This window comes from Segniliparus rotundus DSM 44985 (assembly GCF_000092825.1).
Lineage (GTDB): Bacteria > Actinomycetota > Actinomycetes > Mycobacteriales > Mycobacteriaceae > Segniliparus > Segniliparus rotundus.
Genome location: NC_014168.1, coordinates 1,549,385 through 1,576,193, shown reverse-complemented (window position 1 = coordinate 1,576,193; position 26,809 = coordinate 1,549,385). Strand labels below are relative to the sequence as shown.

General features: G+C 67.8%; 28 protein-coding genes and 1 pseudogene. 4 read left to right on the top strand and 25 right to left on the bottom strand.

All coding sequences use genetic code 11. From position 1 onward, the window contains the following. Positions 1 to 3: 3 nt before the first annotated feature. The gene (locus SROT_RS07930; RefSeq protein WP_013138498.1) at positions 4 to 1,335 is read right to left on the bottom strand and encodes an aspartate aminotransferase family protein; all 1,332 of its coding nucleotides are present in this window, start codon (positions 1,333 to 1,335) and stop codon (positions 4 to 6) included. Between the two features lie 182 nt (positions 1,336 to 1,517). Here SROT_RS07930 and SROT_RS07925 point away from each other — a divergent pair, with 182 nt between their 5' ends. Continuing rightward, on the top strand, positions 1,518 to 2,360 hold the full coding sequence (locus SROT_RS07925; RefSeq protein ID WP_013138497.1) for an LLM class F420-dependent oxidoreductase: 843 nt from the start codon (positions 1,518 to 1,520) through the stop codon (positions 2,358 to 2,360). 203 nt (positions 2,361 to 2,563) lie between these two features. After that, the gene (locus SROT_RS07920; RefSeq protein ID WP_013138496.1) at positions 2,564 to 3,289 is read left to right on the top strand and encodes a YoaK family protein; all 726 of its coding nucleotides are present in this window, start codon (positions 2,564 to 2,566) and stop codon (positions 3,287 to 3,289) included. On the opposite strand, the gene SROT_RS07915 is transcribed toward SROT_RS07920, so the two are convergent. From SROT_RS07915 to ligA, 4 genes are read right to left on the bottom strand one after another with little or no spacing between them, the layout of a single operon-like run. Next, on the bottom strand, positions 3,223 to 3,696 hold the full coding sequence (locus SROT_RS07915) for a DoxX family protein (protein WP_013138495.1): 474 nt from the start codon (positions 3,694 to 3,696) through the stop codon (positions 3,223 to 3,225). The two genes, SROT_RS07920 and SROT_RS07915, sit on opposite strands and share 67 nt — an antisense overlap. 15 nt (positions 3,697 to 3,711) lie before the next feature. Next, positions 3,712 to 4,737 carry a TIGR03842 family LLM class F420-dependent oxidoreductase gene (locus SROT_RS07910; RefSeq protein ID WP_013138494.1) on the bottom strand — a complete coding sequence of 342 codons (1,026 nt, stop codon included), beginning with the start codon at positions 4,735 to 4,737 and terminating at the stop codon, positions 3,712 to 3,714. Positions 4,738 to 4,788: 51 nt separating this feature from the next. Next, positions 4,789 to 6,207 (bottom strand): dihydropyrimidinase, encoded by a 1,419-nt coding sequence (hydA, locus tag SROT_RS07905; protein WP_013138493.1) that lies wholly within the window; start codon positions 6,205 to 6,207, stop codon positions 4,789 to 4,791. Then, positions 6,204 to 8,276 (bottom strand): NAD-dependent DNA ligase LigA, encoded by a 2,073-nt coding sequence (gene ligA, locus SROT_RS07900; protein WP_013138492.1) that lies wholly within the window; start codon positions 8,274 to 8,276, stop codon positions 6,204 to 6,206. Before ligA ends, hydA begins: the two co-directional genes overlap by 4 nt. A gap of 141 nt (positions 8,277 to 8,417) precedes the next feature. Between ligA and SROT_RS07895 the strand changes: the two genes are divergently transcribed. Beyond that, a complete protein-coding gene (locus SROT_RS07895) occupies positions 8,418 to 9,194 on the top strand; it encodes an SDR family oxidoreductase (protein ID WP_013138491.1) in 777 nt (258 codons plus the stop codon). Positions 9,195 to 9,346: 152 nt separating this feature from the next. On the opposite strand, the gene ahpD is transcribed toward SROT_RS07895, so the two are convergent. From ahpD to SROT_RS07860, 7 genes are all read right to left on the bottom strand, one after another. After that, the gene (gene ahpD / locus SROT_RS07890) at positions 9,347 to 9,871 is read right to left on the bottom strand and encodes an alkylhydroperoxidase, AhpD family (protein ID WP_013138490.1); all 525 of its coding nucleotides are present in this window, start codon (positions 9,869 to 9,871) and stop codon (positions 9,347 to 9,349) included. Beyond that, the gene (locus tag SROT_RS07885; protein WP_013138489.1) at positions 9,868 to 10,461 is read right to left on the bottom strand and encodes a peroxiredoxin; all 594 of its coding nucleotides are present in this window, start codon (positions 10,459 to 10,461) and stop codon (positions 9,868 to 9,870) included. The genes ahpD and SROT_RS07885 overlap by 4 nt, the downstream gene beginning before the upstream one ends. 157 nt (positions 10,462 to 10,618) lie before the next feature. Then, positions 10,619 to 11,647 (bottom strand): uroporphyrinogen decarboxylase/cobalamine-independent methonine synthase family protein, encoded by a 1,029-nt coding sequence (locus SROT_RS07880; protein WP_013138488.1) that lies wholly within the window; start codon positions 11,645 to 11,647, stop codon positions 10,619 to 10,621. 76 nt (positions 11,648 to 11,723) lie between these two features. After that, positions 11,724 to 12,851 (bottom strand): tRNA 2-thiouridine(34) synthase MnmA, encoded by a 1,128-nt coding sequence (gene mnmA, locus SROT_RS07875; protein ID WP_013138487.1) that lies wholly within the window; start codon positions 12,849 to 12,851, stop codon positions 11,724 to 11,726. Between the two features lie 103 nt (positions 12,852 to 12,954). After that, the gene (locus SROT_RS07870; protein ID WP_013138486.1) at positions 12,955 to 14,172 is read right to left on the bottom strand and encodes a cysteine desulfurase family protein; all 1,218 of its coding nucleotides are present in this window, start codon (positions 14,170 to 14,172) and stop codon (positions 12,955 to 12,957) included. Beyond that, positions 14,156 to 14,851, bottom strand: a complete 696-nt coding sequence (locus tag SROT_RS07865) for a lysophospholipid acyltransferase family protein (protein WP_187288069.1) — start codon at positions 14,849 to 14,851, stop codon at positions 14,156 to 14,158. The genes SROT_RS07870 and SROT_RS07865 overlap by 17 nt, the downstream gene beginning before the upstream one ends. Positions 14,852 to 15,075: 224 nt before the next feature. Continuing rightward, positions 15,076 to 15,906 carry a GNAT family N-acetyltransferase gene (locus SROT_RS07860; protein ID WP_013138484.1) on the bottom strand — a complete coding sequence of 277 codons (831 nt, stop codon included), beginning with the start codon at positions 15,904 to 15,906 and terminating at the stop codon, positions 15,076 to 15,078. A gap of 195 nt (positions 15,907 to 16,101) precedes the next feature. Between SROT_RS07860 and SROT_RS07855 the strand changes: the two are divergent. Beyond that, positions 16,102 to 16,299 (top strand): annotated as a pseudogene (locus SROT_RS07855) (hypothetical protein); the annotation flags it as partial. 545 nt (positions 16,300 to 16,844) lie between these two features. Here the strand turns inward: SROT_RS07855 and recN are convergent. The 13 genes from recN to SROT_RS07790 form a co-directional block, all read right to left on the bottom strand. Beyond that, entirely contained in the window at positions 16,845 to 18,602 is a 1,758-nt protein-coding gene (recN, locus tag SROT_RS07850) for a DNA repair protein RecN (protein WP_013138481.1), read from the bottom strand. Next, positions 18,592 to 19,539 carry an NAD kinase gene (locus tag SROT_RS07845; protein ID WP_013138480.1) on the bottom strand — a complete coding sequence of 316 codons (948 nt, stop codon included), beginning with the start codon at positions 19,537 to 19,539 and terminating at the stop codon, positions 18,592 to 18,594. Before SROT_RS07845 ends, recN begins: the two co-directional genes overlap by 11 nt. Further along, positions 19,532 to 20,341, bottom strand: a complete 810-nt coding sequence (locus SROT_RS07840; protein ID WP_013138479.1) for a TlyA family RNA methyltransferase — start codon at positions 20,339 to 20,341, stop codon at positions 19,532 to 19,534. The genes SROT_RS07845 and SROT_RS07840 overlap by 8 nt, the downstream gene beginning before the upstream one ends. Continuing rightward, positions 20,334 to 20,498, bottom strand: coding sequence for a hypothetical protein (locus tag SROT_RS07835; RefSeq protein ID WP_013138478.1), 165 nt, complete (start codon positions 20,496 to 20,498; stop codon positions 20,334 to 20,336). The genes SROT_RS07840 and SROT_RS07835 overlap by 8 nt, the downstream gene beginning before the upstream one ends. A 9-nt stretch (positions 20,499 to 20,507) precedes the next feature. Then, on the bottom strand, positions 20,508 to 21,341 hold the full coding sequence (locus tag SROT_RS07830) for an HAD-IIA family hydrolase (RefSeq protein WP_013138477.1): 834 nt from the start codon (positions 21,339 to 21,341) through the stop codon (positions 20,508 to 20,510). After that, a complete protein-coding gene (locus tag SROT_RS16485) occupies positions 21,338 to 21,928 on the bottom strand; it encodes a tetratricopeptide repeat protein (protein WP_148223387.1) in 591 nt (196 codons plus the stop codon). The genes SROT_RS07830 and SROT_RS16485 overlap by 4 nt, the downstream gene beginning before the upstream one ends. Positions 21,929 to 22,353: 425 nt before the next feature. Then, entirely contained in the window at positions 22,354 to 23,640 is a 1,287-nt protein-coding gene (gene tyrS, locus SROT_RS07820; RefSeq protein ID WP_013138475.1) for a tyrosine--tRNA ligase, read from the bottom strand. Further along, complete coding sequence (locus SROT_RS07815) at positions 23,637 to 24,275, bottom strand: DNA-3-methyladenine glycosylase (RefSeq protein ID WP_013138474.1); 639 nt, start codon at positions 24,273 to 24,275, stop codon at positions 23,637 to 23,639. The genes tyrS and SROT_RS07815 overlap by 4 nt, the downstream gene beginning before the upstream one ends. After that, entirely contained in the window at positions 24,230 to 24,442 is a 213-nt protein-coding gene (locus tag SROT_RS07810; RefSeq protein ID WP_013138473.1) for a hypothetical protein, read from the bottom strand. The genes SROT_RS07815 and SROT_RS07810 overlap by 46 nt, the downstream gene beginning before the upstream one ends. Positions 24,443 to 24,544: 102 nt before the next feature. Next, the gene (locus SROT_RS07805) at positions 24,545 to 25,474 is read right to left on the bottom strand and encodes a DMT family transporter (protein WP_013138472.1); all 930 of its coding nucleotides are present in this window, start codon (positions 25,472 to 25,474) and stop codon (positions 24,545 to 24,547) included. Between the two features lie 16 nt (positions 25,475 to 25,490). Continuing rightward, positions 25,491 to 25,697, bottom strand: a complete 207-nt coding sequence (locus SROT_RS07800; RefSeq protein ID WP_013138471.1) for a Trm112 family protein — start codon at positions 25,695 to 25,697, stop codon at positions 25,491 to 25,493. 11 nt (positions 25,698 to 25,708) lie between these two features. Further along, a complete protein-coding gene (locus SROT_RS16480) occupies positions 25,709 to 26,149 on the bottom strand; it encodes a hypothetical protein (protein WP_148223386.1) in 441 nt (146 codons plus the stop codon). Between the two features lie 200 nt (positions 26,150 to 26,349). Further along, positions 26,350 to 26,808, bottom strand: coding sequence for a hypothetical protein (locus SROT_RS07790; RefSeq protein ID WP_013138470.1), 459 nt, complete (start codon positions 26,806 to 26,808; stop codon positions 26,350 to 26,352). Position 26,809: the final 1 nt, after the last annotated feature.

Genomic DNA, 26,809 nt, shown 5'->3' with positions numbered 1-26,809 from the left:
GAGCTAGCCTGCGGCGACTGCGGCGAGCGCCTCGTCCAGGGCCGCGACGCCGATCTGCAGCTCCTCCACACTCGCGGTGAGCGGCGGGGCGACGTGGATACGGTTCGCGGGGGCGAACACCCACACGCCGCGCGACTTCGCGGCGCCGACGATCTCGGCCACCTTCTCGACAGCGAGCGGCTCACGGGTGGCGCGGTCGGCGACCAGCTCCAGAGCCCAAAAGAAACCACGCCCGCGGACCTCGCCGACCAGGCCGTGCTTGTCCGCCAGGGCGCGCAGGCCGGAGCCAAGAACGCTTTCGCCGACCTCGCGCGCTTTCGGCAGCAACTGCTCCTCCTCGAACAACTCGATGGAGGCGACCCCCGCCGCGCACGCGAGCGGATGCCCCGCGTACGTGAGCCCGCCCGGATACGGGCGCTCGTCGAAATACGAGGCGACCCGGTCGGGGATGACGACGCCGCCAAGCGGGACATAGCCGGAGTTCACGCCTTTCGCGAAGGTGATGAGGTCCGGCTCGGCCCCGAACGCCCCATGGGAGGCGAACCATTCCCCGACACGGCCGAAGCCCACCATGACCTCGTCGGCGATGAACAAGATCCCGTGTTTGCGGCACAGTTCGGCCACCCCGGCGACATAGCCGGGCGGCGGGACGAGGACGCCGGGCGAACCAGGCACCGGCTCAAGGATCACCGCCGCGATCGTCTGCGGCCCCTCGAACTCGATCACGTGCCGCAAGTGCTCCAAAGCCCGCTGGGATTCTTCCGCCGCAGTCGTCGCGTGGAACGCGGAGCGGTACAAATACGGGCCGAAGAAGCGTCCGACGTTGACCCCGGTCGGCTCGTTCGCCCACCGCCTCTGCTCACCCGTGATCCCGATCGTCTGCCCGCCCGCGCCGTGGTAAGAGCGGTAGGCGGCAAGGATCTTGTCCCGTCCGGTGAACCGGCGCGCGATGCGGATCGCGTGCTCGTTGGCCTCTTGGCCGCCGGTGGTGAAGAAGACTTTGCTGGCGGGGTCTGGCGATCGTTCGGCGATGAGCCGGGCGAGGGTGGCTGTTGCCTCGTTCGAGAAAGCGGGCTGCAACGTCGGGAGCTTGCGGGCCTGGGCGACAATCGCTTCGACCACTTTGGGGTGCGCGTGCCCGATGTTCACATTGATGAGCTGCGAGCTGAAGTCCAGGTAGCGGTTCCCCTCGAAATCCCAGAACCACGAGCCTTCCCCACCTGCGATCGGCACAGGGTTGATCTTCGCCTGCGCGCTCCAGGAGTGGAAGACGTGGGCGCGGTCGTCGGCGTGCACGCGCGCGCCGAGTTCGGCGGGGTTATGGGTCTGTGTCATCGAATCCTGCTTTTCTGGCTTGGTGGGCTTGCCCTTGATTCTATGTGGTCGCGTTCCCCGCGCTCGCCGCGCGGGGCCGACCGGGCTGCTCCTGGGAGCTGGCTCCCAGGAGCAGCCTCGGGAAGCCGCTGCGCGGACAAGCCCCTTGACGTGGAGAGCGCTCCAGGTTCTAGGGTGCGTGTATGCGGTTCGCCCTCAAAACCTCGCCCCAACACACCACCTGGTCGGACATGCTCGCCGTGTGGCAGAGCGCCGACGACATCGAGCTTTTCGAGTCGGCGTGGAACTTCGACCACTTCTACCCGATCTTCTCCGACTCCACAGGGCCATGTTTGGAAGGCTGGACGACCCTGGCCGCGCTCGCCCAGGCGACCAAGCGCCTGCGCGTCGGCGTCATGGTCACCGGAATCCACTACCGCCATCCCGCAGTCCTCGCGAACATGGCCTCTGCGCTCGACATCATCTCGAACGGCCGCCTGGAGCTGGGCATCGGCGCCGGGTGGAACGAGGAGGAGTCCGGCGCGTACGGCATCGAACTCGGCTCCGTCAAGGAACGCTTCGAGCGCTTCGAGGAGGCCACCCAGATCCTCATCAGCCTGCTCACACAAGAGACGACGACCTTTGACGGCAAGCACTACCAGCTCCACGAGGCCAGGAACGAGCCCAAAGGCGTGCAGCAGCCGCATCCGCCGATCTGCATCGGCGGCGGCGGCGAGAAAAAGACCTTGCGCTTCGTCGCCCAGTACGCGCAGCATTGGAACGTCCCGAATGGGTCGCCCGAGGACTTCACCCGCAAACTCGCGATCCTGCACGAGCACTGCGCCGCCGTCGGCCGCGATCCGAAAGAGATCACCACCTCGACGCATATTCGTCTGAGCGAAGACCACGACTACGCGAAGACCGCGGCGGAGACTGCGGCCTTCAAGGCCGCCGGGGTCGATCTGGCCATTTTCTACCTCCCGCCGCCGCACACCCCCGCGGTGCTCGAACCGCTCGCCGAGGCGGTGTCCCAGGTCAACGCCTGACTGGTCCGCCTCAGAACTGGCAGCGGCGCAGAAGCACCATCCACCGGACGCCGCGGAAATCGGCCTCGCCGATGCGCGAGGACTCTGTCATGTCCGCATGGCGCCGCCGAGTGGGTTGCCGATCACACGATCAATTCCTCAGGTTCTGGCTATGCTGGTGTTCTGATCATGAGGAACACCCACACTGACGGAGGACCGCGAGCGTGAAACAGCCCAGCGAAGAGCGCAGGAAAGCCTTGTTCGACGGAGAAGCCCGCCTCTCGTGGGTTCTCGCCGCCTTGGCGGGCCTGCTCGGCGCCTCGGCGTTCATCCACACCGAGGGCTATTTCGTCACCTTCATGACCGGCAACACCGAGCGCGCGGTGCTGAGTTATTTCCGAGGCCAGGGGGCGTTCGGTGTCGCGGCGGCCTTGATCCTGCTTTCCTTTCTCAGCGGGGTGGTCGTCGCCTCGCTCTGCCGTCGGCACTTCTGGTCGGGGCATCCGCACGGCCCGACCATGCTCGCCACGCTCGCGTTGATCGCGGCTGCCGTCTTCGACGCGATCGTCGACTGGGGCTCAGAGAACATCGACTTGTACACCGTCCTCTTCGTCGCTTTCGGGGTCGGCGCGTTGAACACGTCGTTCAACAACGCAAGCGGCGAGGTGTCCATCCCGCTCAGCTATGTGACGGGCACATGGGTCAAGATGGGGCAAGGCATCGAGCGGCACATCAGCGGCGGCGACTACTCCGAATGGCTGGGCTATTTCCTTCTGCTCCTCTCCTTCGCCTCCGGGGCGCTCTGCGGCGGGTTGCTCAGCAGGATCGAAACCGGGTTCAGCATGCTCGCGACCGCAGCCGGGGTGTGCCTGGTGGTCAGCATCTACACCCATCTGCACGAACGTTTCAACCCGCCGGCCGATGAACGCCCGCCCTTGCGCGACGCATAGCGCCAGTCCACGCTGTGCGGGCCGCTGCCGAGGAGCGCGAACCCGAGCAACAACAGCAGCAAGAGCCATTCCGGGGTGTACGCAAGGGCGCTGAGGAAATCCCCGAGACCAGGGTGGTCGTGCCGCAGTTGCGGCACGACCGGCTTCCACAGCGAGCCCACCATGACAGCGGCGAGGACCGAGGCGGACAGGCGCGAGAACGCGCCGAGAGCCAAAAGCGCCCCGAAGACCAACTCGCACCAGCCCACTGCCGGGGCCAGCAACTGCGGCTGCGGGAACCCCCAATCCTGGAACGAGCGCACGAACCTCGTGCCCGTGATCTTGTGGTCGAGCGCGCCGCTGACGAACAAATATCCGACAGACACACGCGTCACCAAGTCCACAAGACTTCTCGCTGTCTCACGCACCGCAGGCCTCCTTGGTCAACCGAGAGCTTTGTCCTCGCGCAGGGCCGGGAGGATCTTCTCCCCGTAGGCCCGCAACGTCTCCGTCGGCGCGTCATGCTGCAAATACAGGGCGAACTGGTCGACGCCGAGATCCTGGTACTCGCGCAGCCGCGCAATGTGCTCCTCAGGGCCGCCGAGCAAGCAGAACCGGTCCACGATCGAGTCGGGGACGTACTGCGCGTGGGTGTTGCCCGCCTGGCCGTGCTGGTTGTAGTCGTAGCTTTCGCGGGACGCGACATAGTCCGACAACGCTTTTGGGACCGCCGCCCCGCCGGCCCCGTACCGCTCGACGATGTCGGCGACATGATTGCCGACCATCGCGCCGAACCAACGGCACTGCTCGCGGGCATGTTCCACGTCCCCGTGCGCGCCGGTGACATACGCGGGAGCCGCAACGCAGAATTTGATCGACCCAGGGTCGCGGCCCGCGTTGTCCGCCGCCGCGCGCACGTGCTCCATCATCCACAGCGCGAGGTCGGGGTCGCCGAGCTGCACGATCAGCCCGTCTGCGACTTCACCGGCGACCGCGAGCATTTTCGGGCCGTACGCGGCGACCCACACGGGCAGCCGCGATTCGCGCGCCCATGGCAGGCGCAGCGTGCTTTCGCCGTGTTCGACCGCCTCCCCGTTGCCGAGCCCTTTGATGATCCGCACCGCATCGCGCAGCTCGGCGATGGTGCAGGGGGCGCGCCCAAGGGTGCGCAGGGCCGAATCGCCCCGGCCGATGCCGCAGATCGTGCGATTGCCGTAGAGGTCGTTGAGCGTGGCGAACGTGGACGCGGTGACCGTGGGGTGGCGGGTGACCGGATTGGTCACCAATGGCCCGACCACAAGCTTGTGGGTCCGCTCCAAGATGGCCGCGAACACGACGTTGCACTCTTCCCACAGGATGTGCGAGTCGAAAGCCCACACAGAGTGAAAGCCGTAGCTCTCCGCTGTCTTCGCGAGTTCCACCGTGCGCGCAGGCGGATGGTGCAGCTGCAGCACGAGTCCGAAATCCATGGTTCATCTTCGCACGCGCGGCGGCGGGGCGCGCCAACGCGGACCGATCAGTCACACAAGGTTTTGGGCGTGGCCGCGCTGGAGGTACTTCCCGTGGCCCGCTCGGCCGTGGAACACCCCGTTGGCAACGAGCACAGAGCCTCGGGAGATGACCGTGTCCACCTTGCCCTGGACCTCCCAGCCCTCATAGGCGGAGTAGTCCATGTTCATGTGGTGCGTCTTGCCGACCCCGATCTGCGTCGTGCCTTTGGGGTCGTAGAGAACGATGTCCGCGTCAGAGCCAGGGGCGATCACGCCTTTGCGCGGATACAGGCCGAACATCCGGGCAGGCTCGGTCGAGCAGACCCGGACCCACTGCTCCGCGGTGATCTTGCCAGAGGCGACGCCTTGGTAGATGAGGTCGATGCGGTGTTCGACCGAGCCGATCCCGTTGGGGATCTTCGAGAAGTCGCCGACGCCGAGCTCTTTCTGGTTGCGGCAGAACGGGCAATGGTCGGTTGCCACCGCGGTCACCTCCCCTGCCCGCAGATGCTGCCAGAGGCCGTCCTGATGGCCCTCGGCCCTCGGGCGCAGCGGTGTCGAGCAGACCCATTTCGCGCCGTCGAACCCCGGCGCGCCCAGCTGCTCCTCCAGGGAGAGCCACAGGTAGTGCGGGCAGGTTTCCCCGAAGACGTTCTGCCCCGACGAGCGGGCCTCGGCGATGCGCGCCATCGCCTGACGGGCCGAGACGTGGACGACGTACAGCGGGGCCCTTGCCACGTCGGCGAGGCGGATCGCGCGATGGGTCGCCTCTTCCTCGAACTGCCACGGCCGGGTCAGACCGTGGTGCACCGGGTCGGTCTGGCCTTTGGCGAGGGCTTGGCGCACCAGTTCGTCAATGGCGATCCCGTTCTCGGCGTGCATCATGGTGAGGACGCCGAGTTCGGCATTGCGCTGCATCGTCTTGAGGATCTGCGCGTCGTCGCTGTAGAACACGCCGGGGTACGCCATGAAGAGTTTCACACTCGTGACGCCCTCCGCGACAAGGGCTTCGAGCGACGCCAGGGCGTCCTCGTCCACGCCGCCGAGGATCTGGTGGAAGCCGTAGTCCACGGCGCATTGCCCGTCGGCCTTGCGGTGCCAGGCTTGCAGCGCGTCGAGAACGCGCTCGCCCGGCTTTTGAATGGCGAAATCGACAATGGTGGTCGTGCCGCCCCAGGCCGCGGCCTGGGTTCCGGTCGCGAAGGTGTCCGACGCTTGCGTGCCGCCGAACGGCATCTGCATGTGCGTGTGGGCGTCGATCCCGCCAGGGATGAGATATTTGCCTGTGGCGTCGACAACGGCGTCAACGGTGCTTTTCAGGTCCGAGCCCAGAACGGCGGAGCCGGGGGCGAGGAGGGCGGCGACGCGCTCCCCGTCGATGAGCACGTCGGCGTGGTGCTTGCCGTTCGGCGTGACCACAAGGCCGCCGTGGATCAGCATGGTGCTCACAGTTGTTCTCCTCGCAGAAGTTTCAGGAAGGCCGCCTCGTCGATGACCGGCACGCCGAGTTGCTCCGCTTTCTCGCGCTTGGAGCCCCCGCCCTCACCAGCGACCACGTACGAGGTTTTTTTGGAGACCGAGCCGGAAGCTTTGCCGCCGCGCGCGATGATCGCCTCTTGGACGCTCTCCCTGGTGAACCCCTCCAAGGAGCCCGTGACCACGATGGTCAGGCCAGCGAGCGTCTGCGGCAACTCCTCTCGTTCCTCGGCCATCTTCACCCCTGCCGCGGCCCATCGCGCGAGGATGGAGCGGTGCCAGTCCACCTGGAACCATTCGATGACCGAAGCGGCGATGGTGGGGCCGACGCCGTCCACTTCGGCCAGGGTCTGTTCGTCCGCCGAAAAAATCGCGTCCACAGACCCGAACCTCGTCGCGAGGGCGCGGGCGGCGGTGGGGCCGACGTGGCGGATGGAGAGCGCGACGAGCACACGCCACAGGTCGCGGTTTTTCGCCTGTTCGAGGTTGTGCAGAAGCTTCTGGCCGTTCGCAGAGAGCTTGCCCGCGTTCTTTCCCGATGTGTTGACGAAGATCTCCGTGCGCAGCAGCCGTTGCTCGTCGAGGTCGAACAGATCCCCCTCGTCCTCGATGACCTGGTGTTTGAGCAAGTCGGTCGCGGCCTCGTAGCCGAGAGCCTCGATGTCGAACGCTCCTCGGCCTGCGACGTGGAACACCCGCTCGCGCAGCTGCGCGGGACATGTGCGGGCGTTCGGGCATCGGATGTCGACGTCGGACTCCTTCGCCGGGGCGAGCTTTGTGCCGCATTCCGGGCAGACGTCCGGCATGACGAACTGCCGCTCTGTCCCGTCGCGCAACGCCGCCACCGGGCCCAAGACCTCGGGAATCACATCGCCGGCTTTGCGGAGCACGACCGTGTCGCCGATGAGCACGCCTTTGCGCTCCACTTCGGAGGCGTTGTGCAGCGTCGCGAGGCTGACCGTGGACCCGGCCACGAGGACCGGGTCCATGAACGCGAACGGGGTGACCCGGCCCGTGCGGCCCACATTCACCCGGATGTCGCGGAGCTTGGTCTGCACTTCTTGGGGCGGGTATTTGTAGGCGATGGCCCATCTCGGCGCGCGCGAGGTGTGGCCGAGCTGGCCGTACAGGTCCATCTCTTCCACCTTCACGACGAGGCCGTCGATCTCGTAGGCGATCTCGGCGCGTCTGTTCCCCCAGGCGCGGATGTGCTCCAACACAGCCTCGGGGGTGTCGAGCGTGGTGTTGTACTCCGAGACCGGCAGCCCCCATTCGCGGAGCTTTTCGTACGCGGCGCTGCGAGTGGCCGGTTTCCAGGAGCTCGTCGCGCCGAAGCTGTGGCACAGCATCGTCAGATTGCGTTTGGCGGTGACGGCAGGGTTCTTTTGCCGCAAGGAGCCCGCTGCGCTGTTGCGGGGGTTCGCGAACGGGGGTTTGCCCTCCGCGACCAGCGAGGCGTTGAGCGCTTCGAAGTCCTTGAGCCGGAAGAACACCTCGCCGCGAACTTCGAGCAGCTCTGGCGGGGCCTCCCCTGGCGCCAGGCGCAATTCGTGCGGCACATCGCCAATGGTGCGCACGTTCAGAGTCACGTCCTCCCCGGTCCTGCCGTCGCCTCTGGTGGCGGCCCGCGCAAGGCGGCCGTGCTCATACACGAGGCTCACCCCGAGGCCGTCGATCTTCAGTTCGCACTCGAACCGGATCGCCCGCTCCGCGGCGTTCGACGTCCGTTGCGCCCAAGCGAGCAGGCCCTCCTCGTCGAAGACATTGTCCAGGGACAACATCGGCTCGATATGTCCGACCTCGGCGAAATCAGTGGTGAAACCCGCCCCGCCGACAAGTTTGGTCGGCGAATCCGCCGACGCGAGCTCGGGGTGCTCCTCCTCAAGTTCCTGCAACTCGCGCAAGAGCACGTCGAACTGCGCGTCGGTGACCGTCGGCGAGTCCAGCACGTAATACCGGAACTGGTGCTCGCGGATCTCGTCGGCCAGCGCACGCCACCGCTGCGCGGGGTCGAGCCGCGCGGGCGCCTTGCCTTTGCTCATGCGCAAAGCCTAATCGAAAGATCCGACACTGCAGCGGGCGTCGAGCTGGTCGCCGTCGCCGAAGTCGGCGCGCGCTGTTCCCGTCCTCCTCTCGCGCGGGCCTGCTCTAGAATGAACCGCTTTGACCCCAAGGAGGAACGCATGGCCGAACCGCAGAACCCCCCGCGTCTCGACGGCGCAATCGCACTGGTCACCGGAGCGTCTCGGGGCATCGGAGCGCAGACCGCCGTCGCACTCGCGGCGAAAGGCGCCACGGTGGTCGTGAACTACCGGGAGAAGCGCAAACGCGCCGATCAGATCGTCGAACAGATCCGGGCGAACGGCGGCGCGGCGGCGGCCTTGGGCGGGGACGTCACCGACGAGGCCGACCGCGCACGGCTCATCTCGAAGATCCGAGAGCAGTACGGCTCCTTGGACCTTCTCATCCTCAACGCCTCAGGCGGACTCGAACCGGGGGCTGCCGCGGATTACCCCATGCTCATCAACCGCGACGCGCAGACGCGTCTGCTGGAACAAGCGCTGGCGATCATGCCGCGCGGTTCCCGTGTCGTGTTCGTCACGAGCCATCAAGCGCACTTCTACCCGCACAAACCCGTCCCCGAGCAGTACAAGCCCATCGCGGAGAGCAAGCGGGCGGGCGAGGACGCTGTGCTCGCCCGCATTCCGGCGCTGGAAAGACAAGGGGTGAGCCTCGTCGTGGTCTCTGGCGACATGATCGAAGGCACCACGATGGTCATGTTGCTCGGCCGGCGCAACCCCGAGGAGGTCGAAGCCCGCAAAACAGCGGCGGGCGGCCTGCCGACCGTGGAGGAGTTCGCAGCCGAGATAGTCGCCGAGGCCGAGGCGCACGTCCCCAACGGGCATGTCCGCTACGTCGGCGGCGCGGACTGGGTCGAAGAGTTGGCCGGGGGCAGCTGAAGAAAGCGAAAACGACTCGGGTGTGGTCCCCAGCCGAACGGCTGGGGACCACACCCGAGTCGCAGGGGCGCGTCAGAGCGCTTGCGCGGTTCTCAGAGCGCTTGCGCAGTTCTCAGAGCGCTTGCGCAGTTCTCAGAGCGCTTGCGCAGTTCTCAGAGCGCTTGCGCAGTGGTGAGGGCCTGGCCCACACCGGCGAGAATCGCCCCGACCTTGACCGCCTCCAGGATTTCCTCGCGGGAGACCCCTTCCTCGCGCAGCGTCGCCTCGTGCGAGACCACGCAATGGCTGCAGCCGTTCACCGCGGACACCGCGAGCGACCACAGCTCGAAATCGGCCTTGGGGACGCCGGGATTGGCGATGATGTTCATCCGCAACCCCGCGCGAAGGTCGTCGTAGGCTCCGTTGAGGAAGCCTCTGGTGCGGTAGAACACATTGTTCATGCCCATGACCGCCGCCGCGCCGAGCGCGGCCTCGGCCGCTTCTGCGGAGAGGATGTCCAGCGCGTCTTCGGACACTTCTTTCAGCAACTTCGCCGAACGAGAAGCGGCCGCCGTCGCGAGGATCGTGCCCCAAAGCCGTTGTTCTGACAGGACGGTCGAGCGGACGATGGAGCCCAAGTTGAGCTTGAGGTCTTTCGCGTGCTCGGGCAACGCCTCCTTGACAGCCTCGACGCTCATGCCGACACAGCCTCGGCGAGGGCCTCCTTGACCTGGATCGTCGGATCGCCCTTCTTCCAGTTGCAGGCGCACAGCTCGTCGGACTGCAACGCGTCGAGCACCCGCAGCACCTCTTCGACGTTGCGCCCGACGGAGCCAGCGGTCACAGAGACGAACTGGATCTCGTTGTTCGGATCGACGATGAAGGTGGCGCGGTCGGCGACGCCGTCCGCGTTGAGCACGCCGGCGGCAGTCGCAAGCTCGCGTTTGAGGTCCGACAGGATCGGGAAGGGGAGCTTTTTGAGGTCGTCGTGCTGGGCGCGCCACTGGAAGTGGACGAACTCGTTGTCGACGGAAACACCGTGCACGATGGCGTCGCGGTCTTCGAAGTCGGCGTTGAGCTTGCCGAACGTGGCGATCTCGGTCGGGCAGACAAACGTGAAGTCTTTCGGCCAGAAGAACACGATCCGCCATTTGCCCGAGTTCTCAGCGGAATCGACCGTGGTGAAGTAGTCGTCCGGCTTCTGGGCGTTCACCTGCGACAAATCGCCGGGAACGACGGCCTGGAGCTTGTACGCAGGGAATTGGTCGCCGATGGTCAACAGGGCCATGCTTTTCTCCTTAGTTCGTTGGATGTTCGCGCTGTCAGCATATCGCCAATTTTGGAAAGAGTCAAGTATTGGATTGATTCCAACAAAAGCCTCGGCGGCAATCGTACACGGCTGACATGACAGGCGGAAGCCTCCCCGCCCGTCTTCGCGCGCGCCGTCAGCCCTCGCCCGAAGCGGCGTCCGCCAAAGCCGCCGCGACCTGCGCCGTGAGTTTGAGCGCGCGCGCAGCCCAGGCCCCAGTGTTCGGGTCGAAATCTCCCACAGGCGTCACATGCACGGTGCTCGCGAGCACCGACACTGGGAAGCCGAGCTGGCCCACCAACGTCAACGCGGGCGCGAGCAGTTCTTTGACGCTCGGCACGCGCTGCCCCGGCGCCAACACCGGCTCACGCGAGGGAACGAGGCCGAGGCCGACTGTGCGGCCAGCCTCAAAAAGCCAGCCCAGCTGGTCGTAATGCCGAGAGGACAGCTGGAACGAGGGGGCCCACACGCCGACGTCGGGCAGCTCCCGCAGCACCGACAGCGTGGAGTCGGACATCACACTCGAAAGGACCAGGCCCGCCGCGCCGGCCTCGGTGAACGGCCGCAGCAGCTCGACAGCGGCATTGGTCGGCACGGCAGGCAACGTCCCGAGGCCGCTGACGGTCGAGATTTCGCCGCGCAGAGCGTCACGGAGAACAGGTTCGTTCAAGCGCAGGACGACGTCGCAGCGCAACCTGCGCCGCAGCTCGGCAACATGCGCGCGCACACCGTCGTGCAAGGAGGCAGCAAGGTCGCGCAACGCGCCTCGGTCGCGCAGCACCTGATGGCCGTTCGCGAGGTCGATCGCCGCCGCCAACGAGACCGGGCCGATCGCCTCCGCCACCACCGCCGAACCAGCCCTCCCGTCGCGCTCGATCACCTCTTCGAGCGCGTCGAAGTCCTGGTCGAGAAAATCCTGTGAACGCCGCAGATCAGCCCCCGCCCGTCCAGCGACCCGGTAGCCGTGCGGGCCGGCTTCGACCGGGAAATCGGTGAGCAGGGCGCTCGTGCGGCCAATGTCCGAAGCCCAGAAACCTCGTTCCGGCAGCAACGGCATATAGGGGACGCTGAGCTCGCCGACGACAATCCGGGCCGCCTCCCACGCGTCCCGACCTGGAAATCCGCCGAAGCCGCTCGACGCGGCGGCGAGCTGCGCAATGCTCACCTGGTGGCGCCGCAGTCGCCGCGCGAGGCCCCGATGACGGGTTCCCTGCGGAATTTTTCGCCCCGCCGCGCCTCGCTCATTGGCCCGAACCTCCCTGAGCCAAAAATTCCGAAGGGGCCCCGATGACGCCAGACCCGATCACCCGGTCGCCGAGCACGGGGTCGGGGTCATAGAGCACAACGGTCTGGCCTGACGCGACTGCTTCCAATGGCTCGTCGAGTTCGACCTCGAAACCTGCACCGGCGGCGCGGACCCGAGCAGGAGCGAAACCTCCGTGCGCGCGGATCTGCACAACGCACGGGAATGCTGCGGCCGGAGCGGCTCCCCCGCTCCAAACCGCAGTGCGCACAGAAATCGAGAACACCCGCAAATCTTCCATCGTCCCGACCCGGACCACGCCGGTCTCCGGCTCCACCGCCGTGACGTAACGCGGCACCCCGTCCCCCGTCGGGTTCCCGAGCCGCAAGCCTCGGCGCTGCCCGACAGTGAAACCGATCGCGCCGTCATGGTGGCCGAGCACCGCGCCGGTCCGATGGTCGCGGAACTCCCCCGGCCTCGCCGCGGCCCCCGAGCGCACGGCAATCCTGGCGCCCAAAAACGCCTTCGTGTCTCCAGAGGGGATGAAACAAATGTCATGGCTGTCGGGTTTGTGCGCCACAGCAAGCCCGCGCCGCTCTGCCTCCTCGCGAATGCGCGGCTTCGGGGTGTCCCCGACGGGGAACATCGCGCGGGACAGCTGCTGCGCGGTGAGCACGGCAAGCACATAGGACTGGTCCTTGTCCGCGTCCACGGCCCTGCGCAGCGTCGTGCCGTCCAGCCGCGCGTAATGCCCGGTGGCCACTTTGTCGAAGCCGAGCGCGACCGCCCGGTCCAAAAGAGCGGCGAACTTGATCTTCTCGTTGCAGGTGACGCACGGGTTCGGAGTGCGGCCCTCGGCGTAGGTGGCGACGAACTGGTCAATGACCTCACGCTCGAACGCCTCGGAGAAATCCCAGACGTAAAATGGGATGCCGAGCATGTCGGCGGCCCTGCGCGCGTCCCTGGAGTCCTCGACCGAGCAGCAGCCCCGGCTGCCGCCCCGGGTGTTGTCCGGGTTGCGGGAGAGCGCCAAATGCACACCGGTGACGTCGTGCCCGGCCTCAACGGCGCGCGCGGCAGCCACAGCGGAGTCCACTCCGCCGCTCATCGCTGCGAGAACCTTCATGGGCATCATTCTACTGAGCAGGTCAAACTCCTGGCCTCGCGCAAAACCCGATCTGGTCAAAACCCGATCTGGTCAAAACATGGCGCGGTCGAACCTGCGGACATCACACGGGGACAGAGTCCGGGCGGGCGGCTCTGGCGCGCGCAATCGCGTCCGGCAGCGCCCGCAATGCGAGATCCACCTCCTCCTCAGCCGAATTCCAGCCGAAGGAAAAACGCAGCGAAGCCCGCGCGACTTCCTGTTGCACACCCATGGCCAGCAGGACATGGCTGGCCGAAGCCACACCAGCCGTGCACGCCGAACCCGTCGAGCACGCCACCCCTGCCGCGTCGAGCAACATGAGCAGCGAGTCCCCCTCGCAGCCGGGGAAGCTGAAATGCGCGTTGCCCGGCAGCCTGCCCGCCCCCAACGGGGCCCCGTTGAGCAGGGCGTCCGGCGCGAGCCGCAACACCCCTTCGGCCAACCTGCCGCGCAGTCGCGCAAGCCGGGCCGCCGACCCCGCAAGATCCTCCGTCGCCGCGTCGAGCGCGGCAGCCATGCCCCGGATCGCCACCAGGTCCGAGGTGCCGGAGCGCAAACCCCGCTCGTGGCCGCCGCCGTGCAGCAGCGCGACCGCGTCATGGCGCCGGGAGAGCACCAACGCCCCCGCGCCGACCGGGCCGCCGAACTTGTGCGCGGCCACTGACAGCGCGGCCGCCCCCGACTCGGCGAGGCCCACCGGGATTTGGCCCACAGCCTGGCAGGCGTCCACATGCAACGGAACGTCTGCGGCATTGGCCAATTCGGCGAGCTCGGCCACCGGGTTGATCGTTCCGACTTCGTTGTTCCCCCACATGACGCTCACCAGGGCCACACGCTCGCCCCACTGCGCCAGCGCCGCCGCGAGGGCGTCGGGGCGCACAGCGCCCGAGCGGTCCACGGGCAAGGTCACCGCCTGCGCGCCTTGGCTCTTCACCAGCCAATCCACAACGTCCAGCACAGCATGGTGCTCGACCGCGCTCGTCATCACCACGTCACGGCTCGGACGCTGGGCCCGGCGCGCCCAATACAGCCCCTTCAACCCCAGATTGTCGCTTTCTGTGCCCCCGGCGGTGAAGACGACTTCCGAAGGAAGCGCGCCCAGCCGATCAGCCACCGACTCGCGGGACTCCTCAAGCGCGCGGCGGGCGGCGCGGCCATGTGCGTGCACCGAAGCGGCATTGCCGACGAGGCCGAACGCATCGGTCATCGCAGCAATAGCCTCCGGGCGCAACGCGGAACTCGCCGCGTGGTCCAAATACGCGCCGCTGGCGGCGGACCTTGCGTCAAGCTGCTTGGACATCCTGTGCAGCGTACTCGGGCAATCGTCCGAACACCAGGCGCTCGGCGAGTTCGGCGAGCTCGCGCCGGTCCGCGCCCACGAGCGCGGGGCCGATCCAGATGTTCGCCCGAACGCCCCGGTGCCGCACGATCCGCCGGATCGAATCGAGCCCGTTGTCGTCGAGCACGAAACACGGGGCGGCGTCTGGCGCTGCCGCGTCGTCGCCGTACCAAATCCCGATCGGGCGCACCCGCGCGCCGGTTGCCGCCGCCGCTTCGAAGAATGCTGGGTGAAAACGCCCCCGGTGCTTTCCGCACCAGGTCGTCGCCTCGGGGAAGACCACAACGCGCTCCCCCGCCGCGACGCGGCGCCCGGCCTCGACGACCAAGCCGGGGAGCTGGCGCATTTTGGTCCGGTCGATGGGGATCATCCTGAGCCTCTTGGCAAGTGTCCGCAACACCGGGACGCCCATGAGGTCGCTGCGGGCGACATATGTGGACCGGGTGAGCGCGTGCAAAAGAACCACGTCGAGCCAGGAGGTGTGCTGCGGGGCCCAGATTTCCCCCGCGCCGCTCGCAGAGCCGATGCTCGGCAGATCTTCCGCCCTGCGCAACCGAACCCGCACGCCGAGCGCGCCGACCGCGAGCCAGGCGTACCACTGCACCGGGGCCGGACGCAGCCGCTCCGGAAGCACACCCACGCACAGGAGAACCGGTGAGGCGAGCATCAGCAACGCGAGCGCGGCCCAACGCGCGGCTTGCAGCCAACGAGGGGCCTGCTCGGAACGCGGCGGCAGACATCCTCGGGAACAGACGCACTCGGGGACCCACCCCTGCCCCTGCTCCCGAACGGGCCTGCGGTCACAACCAGGCGGCGGGGAGACCGGGAGACGGGACTGGCGGAACGGGGCCTTCGCGCGCGGCTTCAACGCTGCCTCGACTCCGCGGCCTGCGCCGCCGAGCGCAACCGGTCCAGGTAGCGGCGGTTGGCGTCGTTGAGCGCGAGCAGAACAGCGAAATCGGCGACCCCGAAGACCGGGTCGAGCGCGGGTTCCCCGCAAAACTTCGCCCCGATCCGCTGATAGCCCCGGATCAGCGGGGGCGACTTCACCTTCGCGGGCGCGGGGATGTCGTCAAGCCCGAGGCCGTCGAGCACCACCGGCCGGTACGGGAAGACCGGGTAGGGCGAGGCGTTCTTGACGAGCACCTCGTCGCGAATGCCCCGCACATGCGAGCCGGGCACATCGGCCGGGTCTTCTTGAATGGGCACCGAGACGCAGCCGACCAGGTATTGGTAGCCGGTCCGGTCCAAATAGGCGAGGATGCCCGCCCACATGAGCGCCAAGACGGAGCCGCAGCGGTGCTCGGCGCGCACGCACGCCCTGCCGACCTCCACCATCTGCGGTCGCAGCGGGTCGAGGCTGGAGAGCTCGAACTCGCCCGCGGTGTACAGGCCGCCGATGGCGATCGCGGCGGGCGGCGGCAGCAGCCGGTAGCAGCCAACCACTTCCTGGGCGTTTTCCTCCCAGACGAGCAAGTGCTCGCAGTGCTCGTCGTAAGCGTCCGCGTCCTTCCCGTCCATGAAGGAGTCCGCCGCCCCGGCGAATCCGGGCTCGCTGGCGAAGACATCAGCGCGCAGCCGCTGGACGGCTTCGATTTCTTCTGCTTCGGTGGAGAGTTTGAGACTGTAGCGAGGCAGTCCCGAAGGGATGCTGCCGACCGGTGCGGGTGCGATAAGGACTGCTGAACTGCCCATGCCTCTTACGGTTACCGAGTCGTTACTTCGACGTGGCATCACCGCGGTGTACGGCTCACGACGATCTGATGAACGAATATTTCCGACCCCGGCACGCGCGAAAGGCGACCGGCGCGACAATATGTCGTCCCGCGCCGAAACTGGCCCGCAGCGGCCCCGGGCCGCCGGATTGTCCCCTCTGAAGGAGGTTCTCTCATGGCCGATTTCCACGAAAGACTCGACAAGGCGTACGCGGACAAGCCGCTCGCCGAGCTGCTGAACGCTCCAGCCGACGCCGTCGAGGGTGTGCGCGAACGAGACGCGGAGAAGCGCAAAGCCGCTTGCACCATCAAGACGGTGCGCGACCTCGGCACGAACAAATTTTTCCTCTGGGCGCAGGCCGCCGTCGCTCTCGGCAGTCAGCCCCGCGTCCGCAGTGTTTTTCACTCCGCGTTTCCCACGCGGCGGAGTTTCCCCGAGGCGAGAGGTCTGCCCCGGTCTTTATTGCGGGGGCGGACCGAATTGCGGGGGCGCCCCGCCCGAGTCGAACGGCGACCCGCCCGGATAACCCGGCGCCAGCGGTAGCGGAGGGGGAGGCTGCCCGCCCGAGTCGAACGGCGACCCGCCCGGATAGCCCGGCATGAGCGGCAACGGGGGCAAACCGCCGAATCCCGCGCCCGGAGGGAAGCCGCCAGGCGCCCCGAAGGGCGGCGCTCCCCCTGCGTCCGGGGCGTCGAATTGCGGATCAACGTCCGGACCGTCATCGGCTGGGCCCGCGTCGTCGTCAAAGCCCGAAACATCCGGCCCAGCGCTGCCCGCCCCTGGATCGGGGTCTGCGTCAGCCCAGGCCAGCGGCGCTGAACACGACCCCAGCGGGACAGTTCCGCCTGCGACGATTGCCAGGAGGAGCACGAGAAACGTTTTGGACCTCATCACCCCAGTCTATCCGCGCTGCGCCATCACGAAGCGCTGCGTGCCGTGCCCCGTTTTTTGTCCGCCTCCGCTGTGGCGAGCAATTCCTCGGCATGCGCGCGGCCAGTCTCGGTCTCGGCCATGCCCGCGAGCATTCGAGCCAGCTCCACGACGCGCTCCTCCCTGGTCAACGAGCGCACCTGGCTCGCCGCCGCGTCCGTGCGCGCGGCGGAGCCAGCATTGCCCTCTGCCGCCTCGATCCGCACATGCGCGTCGGCGTACGCCGCCACTTGCGGCAGGTGGGTCACCGCCAGCACTTGGCAATGCTGGCCGAGCCGGGCGAGGCGTTGCCCGATGCCCACAGCGGCCCGGCCGCCGACGCCGCTGTCCACCTCGTCGAAGACCATCGTCACCTGTTCCCTGCCCTGTGCGAGCACAAGCTCCAAAGCCAGCATGATGCGCGACAGCTCGCCGCCGGAAGCCCCTTTCGCGAGGGGGATCGGCTCGGCGGAACCCGCCGTCTTGAGCGCGAAGCCGATGTCGTCCCCGCCGTTCGGCCCATATTTCGAAGCCGCCCGCACACCGACCACCAGGCTCGATCCGCCCATGGACAGCCCGGAAAGCTCCTGGTTCACCGCATTTTGCAACCCCTGAGCGGCTTTGCGCCGCACTGCGGTGAGCTTGCCGGCCAATCGGTCCAGCTCGGCTTTTGCCGCGTCGAGCTCCGCTTGGACCTTTGCCACGGCCTCGGCGCCGCCGCCGATCCGCTCAAGACGCTCCTGCGCCTCAGCCGCCCAGCGCAACACTCCGTCGACATCGGCGGCGTAGGCGCGGATAAGAGATTTCAACTGCGCCTGGCGTTCGAGTTTTGCTTCGAGCGCGGAGCTGTCCGAAGGCAAATCGCCGAGGTAGGCGCCGAGGTCGAGCGCCAGCTCCGCGACCAATGTGCCTGCTTCCTCCGCCCGGTTGGCGAGTTCGCGAAGCCGGTCGTCGTCGGCCCCGGCGAGCAGGGAGCCGACATGGCCGAGGGAACTCGCCGCGCCGACCGCGCCGCTGTCCGCCCGCTCCGGGTCTTCGCCCGTGAGCAGCACATGCGCAGATTGGGCGCGCTCGCGCAGATCGTCAAGGTCGGAAAGCCGACGGATCTCCGCCGCGAGCGCTTCGTCCTCCCCCGGCTTGGGATCTGCCTCGGCGATTCGTCGGACGCCTTCGGCGAGCCGGTCCGCCTCGGCCGCCCGGCCTTGCTCGTCCGAACGCAGTTCCGCGAGTTCTGCTGTGAGCTGGCCGAATCGCGCGTACGCCGTGCGCCATGCCGCAAGCGGCGCGGCGATTTCCTCCCCCGCGAACCGGTCGAGGGCACCCAGTTGCTCCCCTGCTTTCAGCAGTCGCAGCTGGTCGTGCTGGCCATGCACGTTCAGCAGGGGCTCCGCGAACGAGGCAAGCACGCCCAGCGGGACCGCGCGGGCGCCGATGAAAGCTTTCGAGCGCCCGTCCTTGCCGAGTGTGCGCAACACGAGCACATCCTCGTCGTGCAGATCCACCCCGGCGCTGTCGAGAAAGTCGCGCAACTCGTCGTCCAGCACCTCTGGCGAAGGCAGCACGAAACGCCCCTCGACCACCGCCCGTTCCGCGCCGCCGCGCACCCTGGCCGCGTCGCCCCGGCCGCCGCCGACCAAGCGCAGCCCCACCGCGAGCATCGTCTTCCCGACGCCGGTCTCGCCGGTGAGCACGGTGAACCCGCCCGACAGCGGCACCTGCGCGGCGGCGATCGCGCCGAGGCCCTCGATCCGCAGCTCACTGAGCATGCTTGCCGCCCCGTCCACGCCAACCAGTCACGGGCAGCTCGAACTTGCGCACGAGCCGGTCGGCGAACGGCACCGTGTCGATGCGCGCCCAATGCACCGGCGTGCTGCCTCGGCGCAGCTCGACCCGGCCCTTGGGCGGCAGGAAGATCTCCCGGCGACCGTCGCAGACCACGACGCCGTCGCGGCCGCCATCGGTCGGCTCCACCGCGATACACGCCTTCGGGCTCGTCACCATAGGGCGGGTGAACAGCGCGTGCGCATTGCTCGGGACCAGAAGCAGCGCTTCAAGGTCCGGCCACACAATCGGCCCGCCCGCCGAATACGCGTACGCAGTGGACCCGGTCGGCGTGGAGATGAGCATGCCGTCGGCCATGAAAGCGCAGACAGGGCGACCGTCCACCTCCACGACGAGCTCCAAAACGCCGAGCCGCGAGACGTTCTGGACGCTCACCTCGTTCAATGCCCAGCCGGTGTCCACAACACGGCCGTCCTCGTACACCGTCACGTCGATGGTCATGCGGTGTTCGATCGAGTAGGCGCGGGCGACCACTTGCTGCAAGGTCTGCTCGATTTGCTCGGCCTCTGCTTCGGCGAGGAAGCCCACATGGCCCAAGTTGATGCCGAGCACGGGCACTTCAGCGGGCCGGGCGACTTCCGCGGCGCGCAAGAAGGTGCCGTCCCCGCCGAGCACGAGCACCAGCTCGCAACCGTTCGCCGCGTTCTCCGGGTCGACCACTTGGGCTTCGCCGTGTTTGAACAGCTCTTCAAGGAAAAGTTTCGGCGCGATGGACGGAGCGAGCGGTTTGCCCTGCCTGGCGATGTCTGGCGCGAGAACCCGGACGCGGACGCCTGCCTCTTTGAAGACCCTCGCCACTGCGGGCACCACCTCCGGCAGTTGCTTGGGCCCCAAGTTCGCGACTATGAGAATTTCACGCATCGCTGTCCCAGTCTGCCAGCCCAGCGCGGATCAGTGGCGCAGAATCGTGGTCCCCAGGCGATTTGCGCAACCAGAGGAAGGCTTCGAGGTTCCCGTTGCGCCCCGCCACCGGGCTGACGGCTGTGCCGAGAACCGTCAACCCGACCGCTGCGGCGGCGTCGGCGACGGCGAGCACAGCGGCTGTCCGGGCACGGGCGTCGCGAACCACCCCGCCGCGCCCGATCTCGTGCTTGGCGACTTCGAACTGGGGTTTGACCATGACGACCAGCTCGCCGAAGGGCCGCACGCACGAAGCGAGCGCGGGCAGCACCAGGCGAAGGGAAATGAAAGAGAGGTCGGCGACGGCGAGGTCGACCTGGCCGCCAATCGTCTCCTCGGTCATGTGCCGCACATTGACCCCGTCGAACACCGCGACCCTCGGATCTTCGCGCAGACGAGCAAGAAGCTGGCCATGCCCCACATCCACGGCGGCGACCGACGAAGCGCCGAGACGGAGCAGCACATCGGTGAAGCCGCCGTGCGCAGCTCCCGCGTCCAGGCACCGGCGCCCGGCCACTGCCACGCCGAGCTGTTCGAGGGCTCCGGCGATTTTCCCGCCAGCTCGGGAAGCCCAATCCGGTTCGGCCGGGTCCGACTCCACTCGCACCTCGGTCCCTTCGGAAACCGCGCATGCGGGCTTTTTGGCGAGTTTGCCGCCCGCGAACACCCGGCCCTGGGCGATCAGCGAACCCGCTTGCTCGCGAGAACGGGCGAGACCTCTGCGCACGAGTTCGCGGTCGAGCCGCGTCGTGGCGTCAGCCATCTTCGTCCTGGAGCGCTTCCAGAAGCCGCTCATGCATGTGCTCCAGCAGTTTCGTCTCGTGCTCGAAGGCGGACTCGTCCACAGGGATCGGCTCCTGGGCGAGCCGGGCCACGGCGCCGTCGAGGCCGTCGAGGTCGTGGAACTGCGGCTCGCTCATAGCCCCAGGTTAGCGGATATTGGTGACACCAGCGCACCAGGAGCCGTACGACGAAGAGTCCGCGTCGCGCCCCAGCGCGGAGAGGTCCTGTGCGACATACGTCGGGCGCAGATCCGCTTCGGCTGCCAGCACGTCCTCGGGCGTGCTGACCCCGGTGAGCACCAGCAGGCTCGGCAGTCCGACCGCGTTCGCCCCTGCGATATCGGTGTCGAGCCGGTCGCCGACGACCAACGGGGACCGCGCCGGACGTCGGCGCAGCGCGGCTTGCAGGAGCGCGGCCGCGGGCTTGCCCGCGATTTCGGGCTCCTGGTCTGTCGCAGTCCTCAGAGCCGCCACCATCGAGCCGTTCCCGGGCAGCAGCCCCCTGTCTGTGGGCAATGTCGGGTCCACGTTGCAGGCCACCCAGAGCGCGCCGGCGCGGATCGCGAGCGCCGCCTCGGCGAGCTGCGACCAGTCGGTCTGCGGCGAATGGCCCTGCACCACCGCGTGCGGAGCCTCGGCGAATGCCCGCACCGGCACAAGGCCGCGCAAGCGCACCTCGTCCGCCAGCGCCTCGGCGCCGACGACGAGGACCCGAGCGCCTTCGTCAAGCCGCTCGGCGAGCAGTTCCGCGGCGGCTTGGGCGCTGGTCGCCACGTCGTGCGCCGAGGCCTCATATCCCATAGCGGCCAACGCCGCGGCCACATCGGCCGGGGAACGGCTCGCGTTGTTGGTGACATACGTGACCGGGACACGCCCGCCGCGCAATGCTCGCACCGCGCTCTCGATGGGCCTCGGACCGTGGTAGAGCGTGCCGTCGAGGTCGAGGAGCAGATGGTCGTGCTGCTCTGCCAGAGTCGTCACGGCGTGAGCTCCGCGACCCGTTCTGCGGCGTCGGTCTCCTCGCCCTCGTCCGCTTCTTGGGCGTGCTGGAACCAGATCAGCGCTTCAGGCGCGTCACCAGAGGTCAACAAAGTTTCCGCGTAGGCGTAGAAAAGCCGCGCCGCAGCCGCGCCGCGACGCGCGGGGTCCAGGTCCCCGCCGCGGAGCGTGGCGAGCGCGGCAGGGATGTCGCCGAGGTCGAGACGCGCTCCTGATTCCACGATGCGCAACTCCACTGAGGCGTCCTCGTCCAAGTCTTTGGCCCGTTCGCTGCGCGCGAGCTCGATTGCCCGCTCTGGCCTGCCCAAGGCGCGCTCGCAGTCCGCCATCAACGGCAAGAGGCTTGCGTCGCCGCCCATTCGGTGCGCGGCGCGAAGCTCCGAGAGCGCTTCGGACCATTGCGCGTTGCGGTAGGCGAGCACGCCGACAGCCTCACGGACAATCGCGATGCGCGAGGCGCGCGCCCGAGCCGCCCTGGCGTGTTCCAGGGCCTGTTCAGGGTCGTCGAGCGCAAGGCGCTCTGCGGCGACGAGATGGCGCGCGACGACCATGGCGTTGTCTTTGTCCAAGCTGCGAAGGTCTTGTCGCAGCTCGCTGTCGAGATCCGACGCTTGAAAATCTTCGGAGAGCTCTGGCTCTGTGGAATGATTCGCGTCCGAGTCCTGATCCCGGCGGGGCCCACGAGGACGCCACTGACCACCATCGCCCTCCCGGCGGGGCCCACGAGGACGCCACGGACCACCATCGCCCTCACGGCGGGGCCCACGAGGACGCCACGGACCACCATCGCCCTCACGGCGGGGCCCACGAGGACGCCACGGACCACCGTCGCCCTCCCGGCGGGGCCCACGAGGCTGCCACTGACCACCGTCGCCCTCCCGGCGGGGTCCACGAGGACGCCGATCCCCTGAATCATGTTGAGGACGGTCAAAGCCCACAGTTCGTCCTTCCCGGCTCGCCTGCCCGCTCAAGCGGGTCGGCTCAGTCTACGTGCTCAACCAACAAGACGCGAAACTCCGGCGAAATTGCGCTTGCCCCGTCGCAGCACCAACCACCGCCCATGCAACCAGTCGTCCTCGCACGGCTGCCATTCGGCGTCGGCGACGCGTTGGTTGTTCACCCAAGCCCCGCCTTCTTGCACAGTCCGCCTGGCCGCATTGCGCGACTCGCAGAGCCCCGTCGCCACCAGCAAATCCACAATGCTCGTCGCGCCGTCGGGCACGACCTGGGCGAGCGGCGTCTCCGCCAAAGCCTGCCCCAACGCTGCCGGTTCGAGGTCTTTGAGCTCGCCCGAGCCAAAGAGCGCCTGGCTCGCCGCCTCGACCCGGCGCAGCTCCTCGGCGCCGTGGACGATTGTGGTCAGCTCCTGGGCGAGCCGCCGTTGGGCGAGGCGCTGATGCGGGCGCTGCGCGGTGGCCTCGTCCAGTTCTTCCGCCTCGGCCTGGTCGAGGTCGGTGAACCAGCGGAGGTACTTGCCCACATCGGAGTCCTGAACAGCGAGGAAATACTGGTACCACGCGTACGGGCTGGTTTTTTCCGGGTCCAGCCAGATGCTGCCGCCGCCGGTGGACTTGCCGAGTTTCACGCCGTCGGACGAAGTCACCAATGGGGTGGTGAGGGCGTGGACGTGGGCGCCGTCGATCCTGCGGATGAGCTCCGCGCCGCCGACGATGTTGCCCCACTGGTCCGATCCGCCGAGCTGCAGCGTCGCCCCGAACTTGCGGTGCAGCTGCAAGTAGTCGTTGGACTGCAAAAGCAAGTAGCTGAACTCCGTGTACGAGAGGCCGTCGCCGTCGAGGCGTTTGCGAATGGTCTCGCGCGCGAGCATCACGTTCACCGAGAAATGCTTGCCGATGTCGCGCAGGAAGTCCAAAGCGCTCAGCTGCCCGGTCCAGTCCAAGTTGTTGGCCAAGACCGCCCCTGTCGGCGAGTCGTCGAACTCGACGAACTTGGTCAGCTGCGGCTTGAGCCGCTCGACGCGCTCGCGGACCAGCGCCTCGTCGGCGAGCTGGCGCTCGCCCACCTCCCTGGGGTCCCCGATCAGCCCGGTCGCCCCGCCCGCGAGCAGGACCGGCCGGTGGCCGAGCCGTTGCAGTCGGCGCGCGGTCAGCAGCAGCATGAGGTGTCCGGCGTGGAGGCTGTCGGCGGTGGGGTCAAAGCCTGCGTAAAAGGTCACCGGCCCCTTGGCGAAGGCCCCGGCGAGCGCCTGCTCGTCGGTGGACTGGGCGATGAGCCCACGCCAGCCGAGTTCCTGCAACGGCGCAACTTGCTCAACAGTCATGAGTCGATCTTCTCAAATGAGGCGGCGCGTTTCTTCCTTCCCCCAGGGCGGAACGGGGAAACAGCTTTCGAATCCGAGATCCACAGCCGCCAAGGCCGGGCGGCAGCCTTGCTGATCCCCACGCGGGGACCTGTGGAAATCTGGTCGTCAGGCACGGGCTCGCCGAACTGCAACCGCAGGGGCGAGTTCGGGTCCAACAGGTCCGCCCCGGCGTCGGCCAGCGTGACGCCCAGCGCTTGTCCGAAGTTCCCCGGTCCCCTCGCCCAGCGGACGGGGTCCGCGATCCCGCGACGGCGCGCTTGCACGCCCTGGTGCCCGGAGATGATTTCCCCCGAGCGGATGAGCACCCCGCTGCCGCACCCCTCCGGGCCAGTCACGACGTTCGCGCAAACATGCAGCCCCATGCTGCGATACACGTAGAGGCGGCCAGCCGGGCCGAACATGATCCTGTTCCTCGGCGTCGGGCCGGGGTAGGAATGCGCGGCGGGATCGGGCCACAAACCCGCTGGGTCAGAGCCGTAGGCTTCGACCTCCACAATCCGGGCCGAGGCGTCACGGCAGACGATCTGCGCGCCGAGAATTCGGCGGGCTACTGCGACCGGATGTGCGGCAAGCGAGGCGCGAATGTCCACCACACGAGCATGCCACCAGTCAATGAGAGGGCGAAGGCGAGCTGGTGCGAGGCGGTGAGCACAAGGGCGCCGAGCAGCACAACCACAGCGGCCAAGACCGCCAGCGCCTTGTGGGCGGGCCAAGGGACGCGGGCGATCATCACCGGCTGCGTCAGATTCGGCGTGGTCATGATTCGATGTTAGCACTCTGCGATAAGAAAAGTTCGGCGGCCCGAAAAAGAGTCTTCCCGCTCTGCCTGTCCCAGTCCCCAGAATCCTCCCAAGCCCAGAAACTATCCCGGTCCCCGGAATCTCTTCCAGGCTACCCGCCTCCCATCCCGAGACCAGGAACGACTTTCTGTTGCGGCAGGCCCTCTGCGACGGTCGCCGAACTCGGAGGCGAGCATCGCGGCGACCACCAAAGCGCCGCCGAGCAGTTGCACCGCCGTGAACCTGTCTCCGGCGAGCCACACGCCGAACACTGCGGCGAAGAGCGGCTCCGAGGTGAAAATGAGGGCGACTCGGCTCGGCGGCATCACAGTCAGCGCCTTAGCCTGCACAAAATACGCGACTGCGGTGCCCGTCACCGCGATCGCGAGAAGCGCGGCCCAATCCCTGGTGGTCGACGGAGGCGCAAGACCATCCCCGGCGCATATCGACCAGATCCCCCCGAAAAGGGCGACTGCGGCCAATTGCGCCACAGTGATCCGCGCTGGGCTCCCCCAGCGGTTCGCCTTGTCGACGGCAAGGATGTTCATCGCGAACGCAACCGCGCTGCCGAGCGTCCACACATCCCCAGCCGCGACGCGCACATCGCGGACGGTCAGCAAGCCGAGCCCCACGACGGCGACGAGCAAGGCCAGCGCCTGCGGCCATGCCAACCGGCGGCCCATGGCAAGAAAACCGAGCAATGGGGTGAACACCACCGTCATCCCGGTGATGAACCCGCTGTTGGACGGAGTCGCCGTGAGCAGCCCGATGGTTTGCAGGGCGAATCCGGCGAAGAGGAAAACTCCGCACACCAGCCCGGCGAGCGCTTCCCGCCGGGTGATGCCCCTGATCGGGCAGAACAGCGCGAGGAAGACCGCCGCCAACGCGAACCGGAACGCGACGAAAGCAGACGGCGCGATCTGGCGGAGAACATCATGCACCCCGACAAAAGACCACCCCCAGGCTGCGGTCACGGCGACAAGGGCAAGCGCCCACCGACCCGACGAGGTCATTGCCGGGCCGGCGAGGTCACTGCTGCGCCGAGGCGAGGATTCTCTCGTGCTCGGCCCCGTCCACAGGCCGCGCGTGGTCCGCGAGGAGCACCGGCAGGCCCGCCTCGATCGGGTACGCCACCTTCAGCCTCGGGTTGTAGAGCAGCTCGTCGGGCACGTACAACAAGGGGCCGTGGTCCTGCGGGCAGGCCAAGATCTCCAGCAGTTTCGCGTCAATCGCCATGGACGGCGAGCCTACCAGCCCAAAGCACGGGCCTTGCCCGAGGTGAACGGCGCGTGCACGCCGTGATCGTCCCGGAGCCAGACCCCACGTCCGGGCCGAGGAGCACCTTCGGCCCGGAGTGTGTGACCAAGCGGGCGGCAGGTGGGGCTGAACGGGATCTCTGGCGCCACCCGCGCAAAGCGCGGGCGTTGCCCGACGGGCAAAAACCCCAGTCCGAGTTGCAGATCCGTCACGCGCAGCCGTGCCGAGGCGAAAACTCCACCGCGCGCCGGGGCGAAGAGCTCCTGCGCACGCTCCCATTGCCCTGCGGGCGTGCCCGAGACGACGGTGAGCCCGGCGGAGTGGCGCAGCGGCGATGTGCAGTACACCGCGTCGCCCGCAGTCAGGGAGGCCGCCGTCGCCGTGCCGAAGGCCGAGACCGCCCATCGCTGGTTGGTGATCGGATTCGCCACGAGCTGGCCCGCGGCGCTTGTGACGAGGATCTTGCCCCCGCGCTTCTCGCGGCCGCCAGATGCGTGATGTCGGTGACATCCGACTGCGCGCCCGTCATCGCAAGCGCGCCGCGCAGGTCAGCCCAGGGCGGGATGAGCACTGCGACCGCGCCGAGCCCTCTGTGATGAATCTCCAGCGCCGAGCGTGTCGACAGCCCGGCTCAGCCCTGTTCAGCAGGCCGAGGACGGCCAGGGTAGTACGACCGCGCCGCGAACAGCCCGACGGCGAACGTCACGAGCGCCAAGCAGAGAGGACTGAACGGCGAGAGAACGGCCTCTGTGCCATAGATCAACGCCAGGGGCGCGTACACGCAGGCCCCGCAGCCAGACGCGATGGCAGCCATGAAACACCTGCGCCGGAGCACGTACCTGCGCGGGTGCACGCGGGTGAGGACCAGGGCGCCGCAGACAAGCGCGACCGCCCAGACCACGAGCCACGCGGGCCAGCCGAACAGCAGGACCAGCGCGACCGAAGCCAACGCCGACTCCAGCGCGAGCGTCAGCGATCCGGAGCTGACGAGCAACCAGCAAAAGTCCACGAGCGCGAAATAACCGGCCATCCCGGCCACAGCCCACAGCAGCGCTTTCCCCCGCCACTTTTTGCGGCCGCGCTGCGCCACC

Excerpts from the sequence above, each read along its gene's own strand:
- SROT_RS07805 (WP_013138472.1), bottom strand. The coding sequence starts at position 25,474 with ATGACCTCGTCGGGTCGGTGGGCGCTTGCCCTTGTCGCCGTGACCGCA.
- SROT_RS07860 (WP_013138484.1), bottom strand. The coding sequence starts at position 15,906 with ATGGGCAGTTCAGCAGTCCTTATCGCACCCGCACCGGTCGGCAGCATC.
- SROT_RS07895 (WP_013138491.1), top strand. The coding sequence starts at position 8,418 with ATGGCCGAACCGCAGAACCCCCCGCGTCTCGACGGCGCAATCGCACTG.
- SROT_RS07930 (WP_013138498.1), bottom strand. The coding sequence starts at position 1,335 with ATGACACAGACCCATAACCCCGCCGAACTCGGCGCGCGCGTGCACGCC.
- SROT_RS07845 (WP_013138480.1), bottom strand. The coding sequence starts at position 19,539 with ATGCGTGAAATTCTCATAGTCGCGAACTTGGGGCCCAAGCAACTGCCG.
- ahpD (WP_013138490.1), bottom strand. The coding sequence starts at position 9,871 with ATGAGCGTCGAGGCTGTCAAGGAGGCGTTGCCCGAGCACGCGAAAGAC.
- SROT_RS07870 (WP_013138486.1), bottom strand. The coding sequence starts at position 14,172 with ATGTCCAAGCAGCTTGACGCAAGGTCCGCCGCCAGCGGCGCGTATTTG.
- SROT_RS07810 (WP_013138473.1), bottom strand. The coding sequence starts at position 24,442 with ATGACCACGCCGAATCTGACGCAGCCGGTGATGATCGCCCGCGTCCCT.
- SROT_RS07925 (WP_013138497.1), top strand. The coding sequence starts at position 1,518 with ATGCGGTTCGCCCTCAAAACCTCGCCCCAACACACCACCTGGTCGGAC.
- SROT_RS07885 (WP_013138489.1), bottom strand. The coding sequence starts at position 10,461 with ATGGCCCTGTTGACCATCGGCGACCAATTCCCTGCGTACAAGCTCCAG.
- tyrS (WP_013138475.1), bottom strand. The coding sequence starts at position 23,640 with ATGACTGTTGAGCAAGTTGCGCCGTTGCAGGAACTCGGCTGGCGTGGG.
- SROT_RS07835 (WP_013138478.1), bottom strand. The coding sequence starts at position 20,498 with ATGAGCGAGCCGCAGTTCCACGACCTCGACGGCCTCGACGGCGCCGTG.
- ligA (WP_013138492.1), bottom strand. The coding sequence starts at position 8,276 with ATGAGCAAAGGCAAGGCGCCCGCGCGGCTCGACCCCGCGCAGCGGTGG.
- mnmA (WP_013138487.1), bottom strand. The coding sequence starts at position 12,851 with ATGAAGGTTCTCGCAGCGATGAGCGGCGGAGTGGACTCCGCTGTGGCT.
- SROT_RS07910 (WP_013138494.1), bottom strand. The coding sequence starts at position 4,737 with ATGGATTTCGGACTCGTGCTGCAGCTGCACCATCCGCCTGCGCGCACG.
- SROT_RS07800 (WP_013138471.1), bottom strand. The coding sequence starts at position 25,697 with ATGGCGATTGACGCGAAACTGCTGGAGATCTTGGCCTGCCCGCAGGAC.
- SROT_RS07840 (WP_013138479.1), bottom strand. The coding sequence starts at position 20,341 with ATGGCTGACGCCACGACGCGGCTCGACCGCGAACTCGTGCGCAGAGGT.
- recN (WP_013138481.1), bottom strand. The coding sequence starts at position 18,602 with ATGCTCAGTGAGCTGCGGATCGAGGGCCTCGGCGCGATCGCCGCCGCG.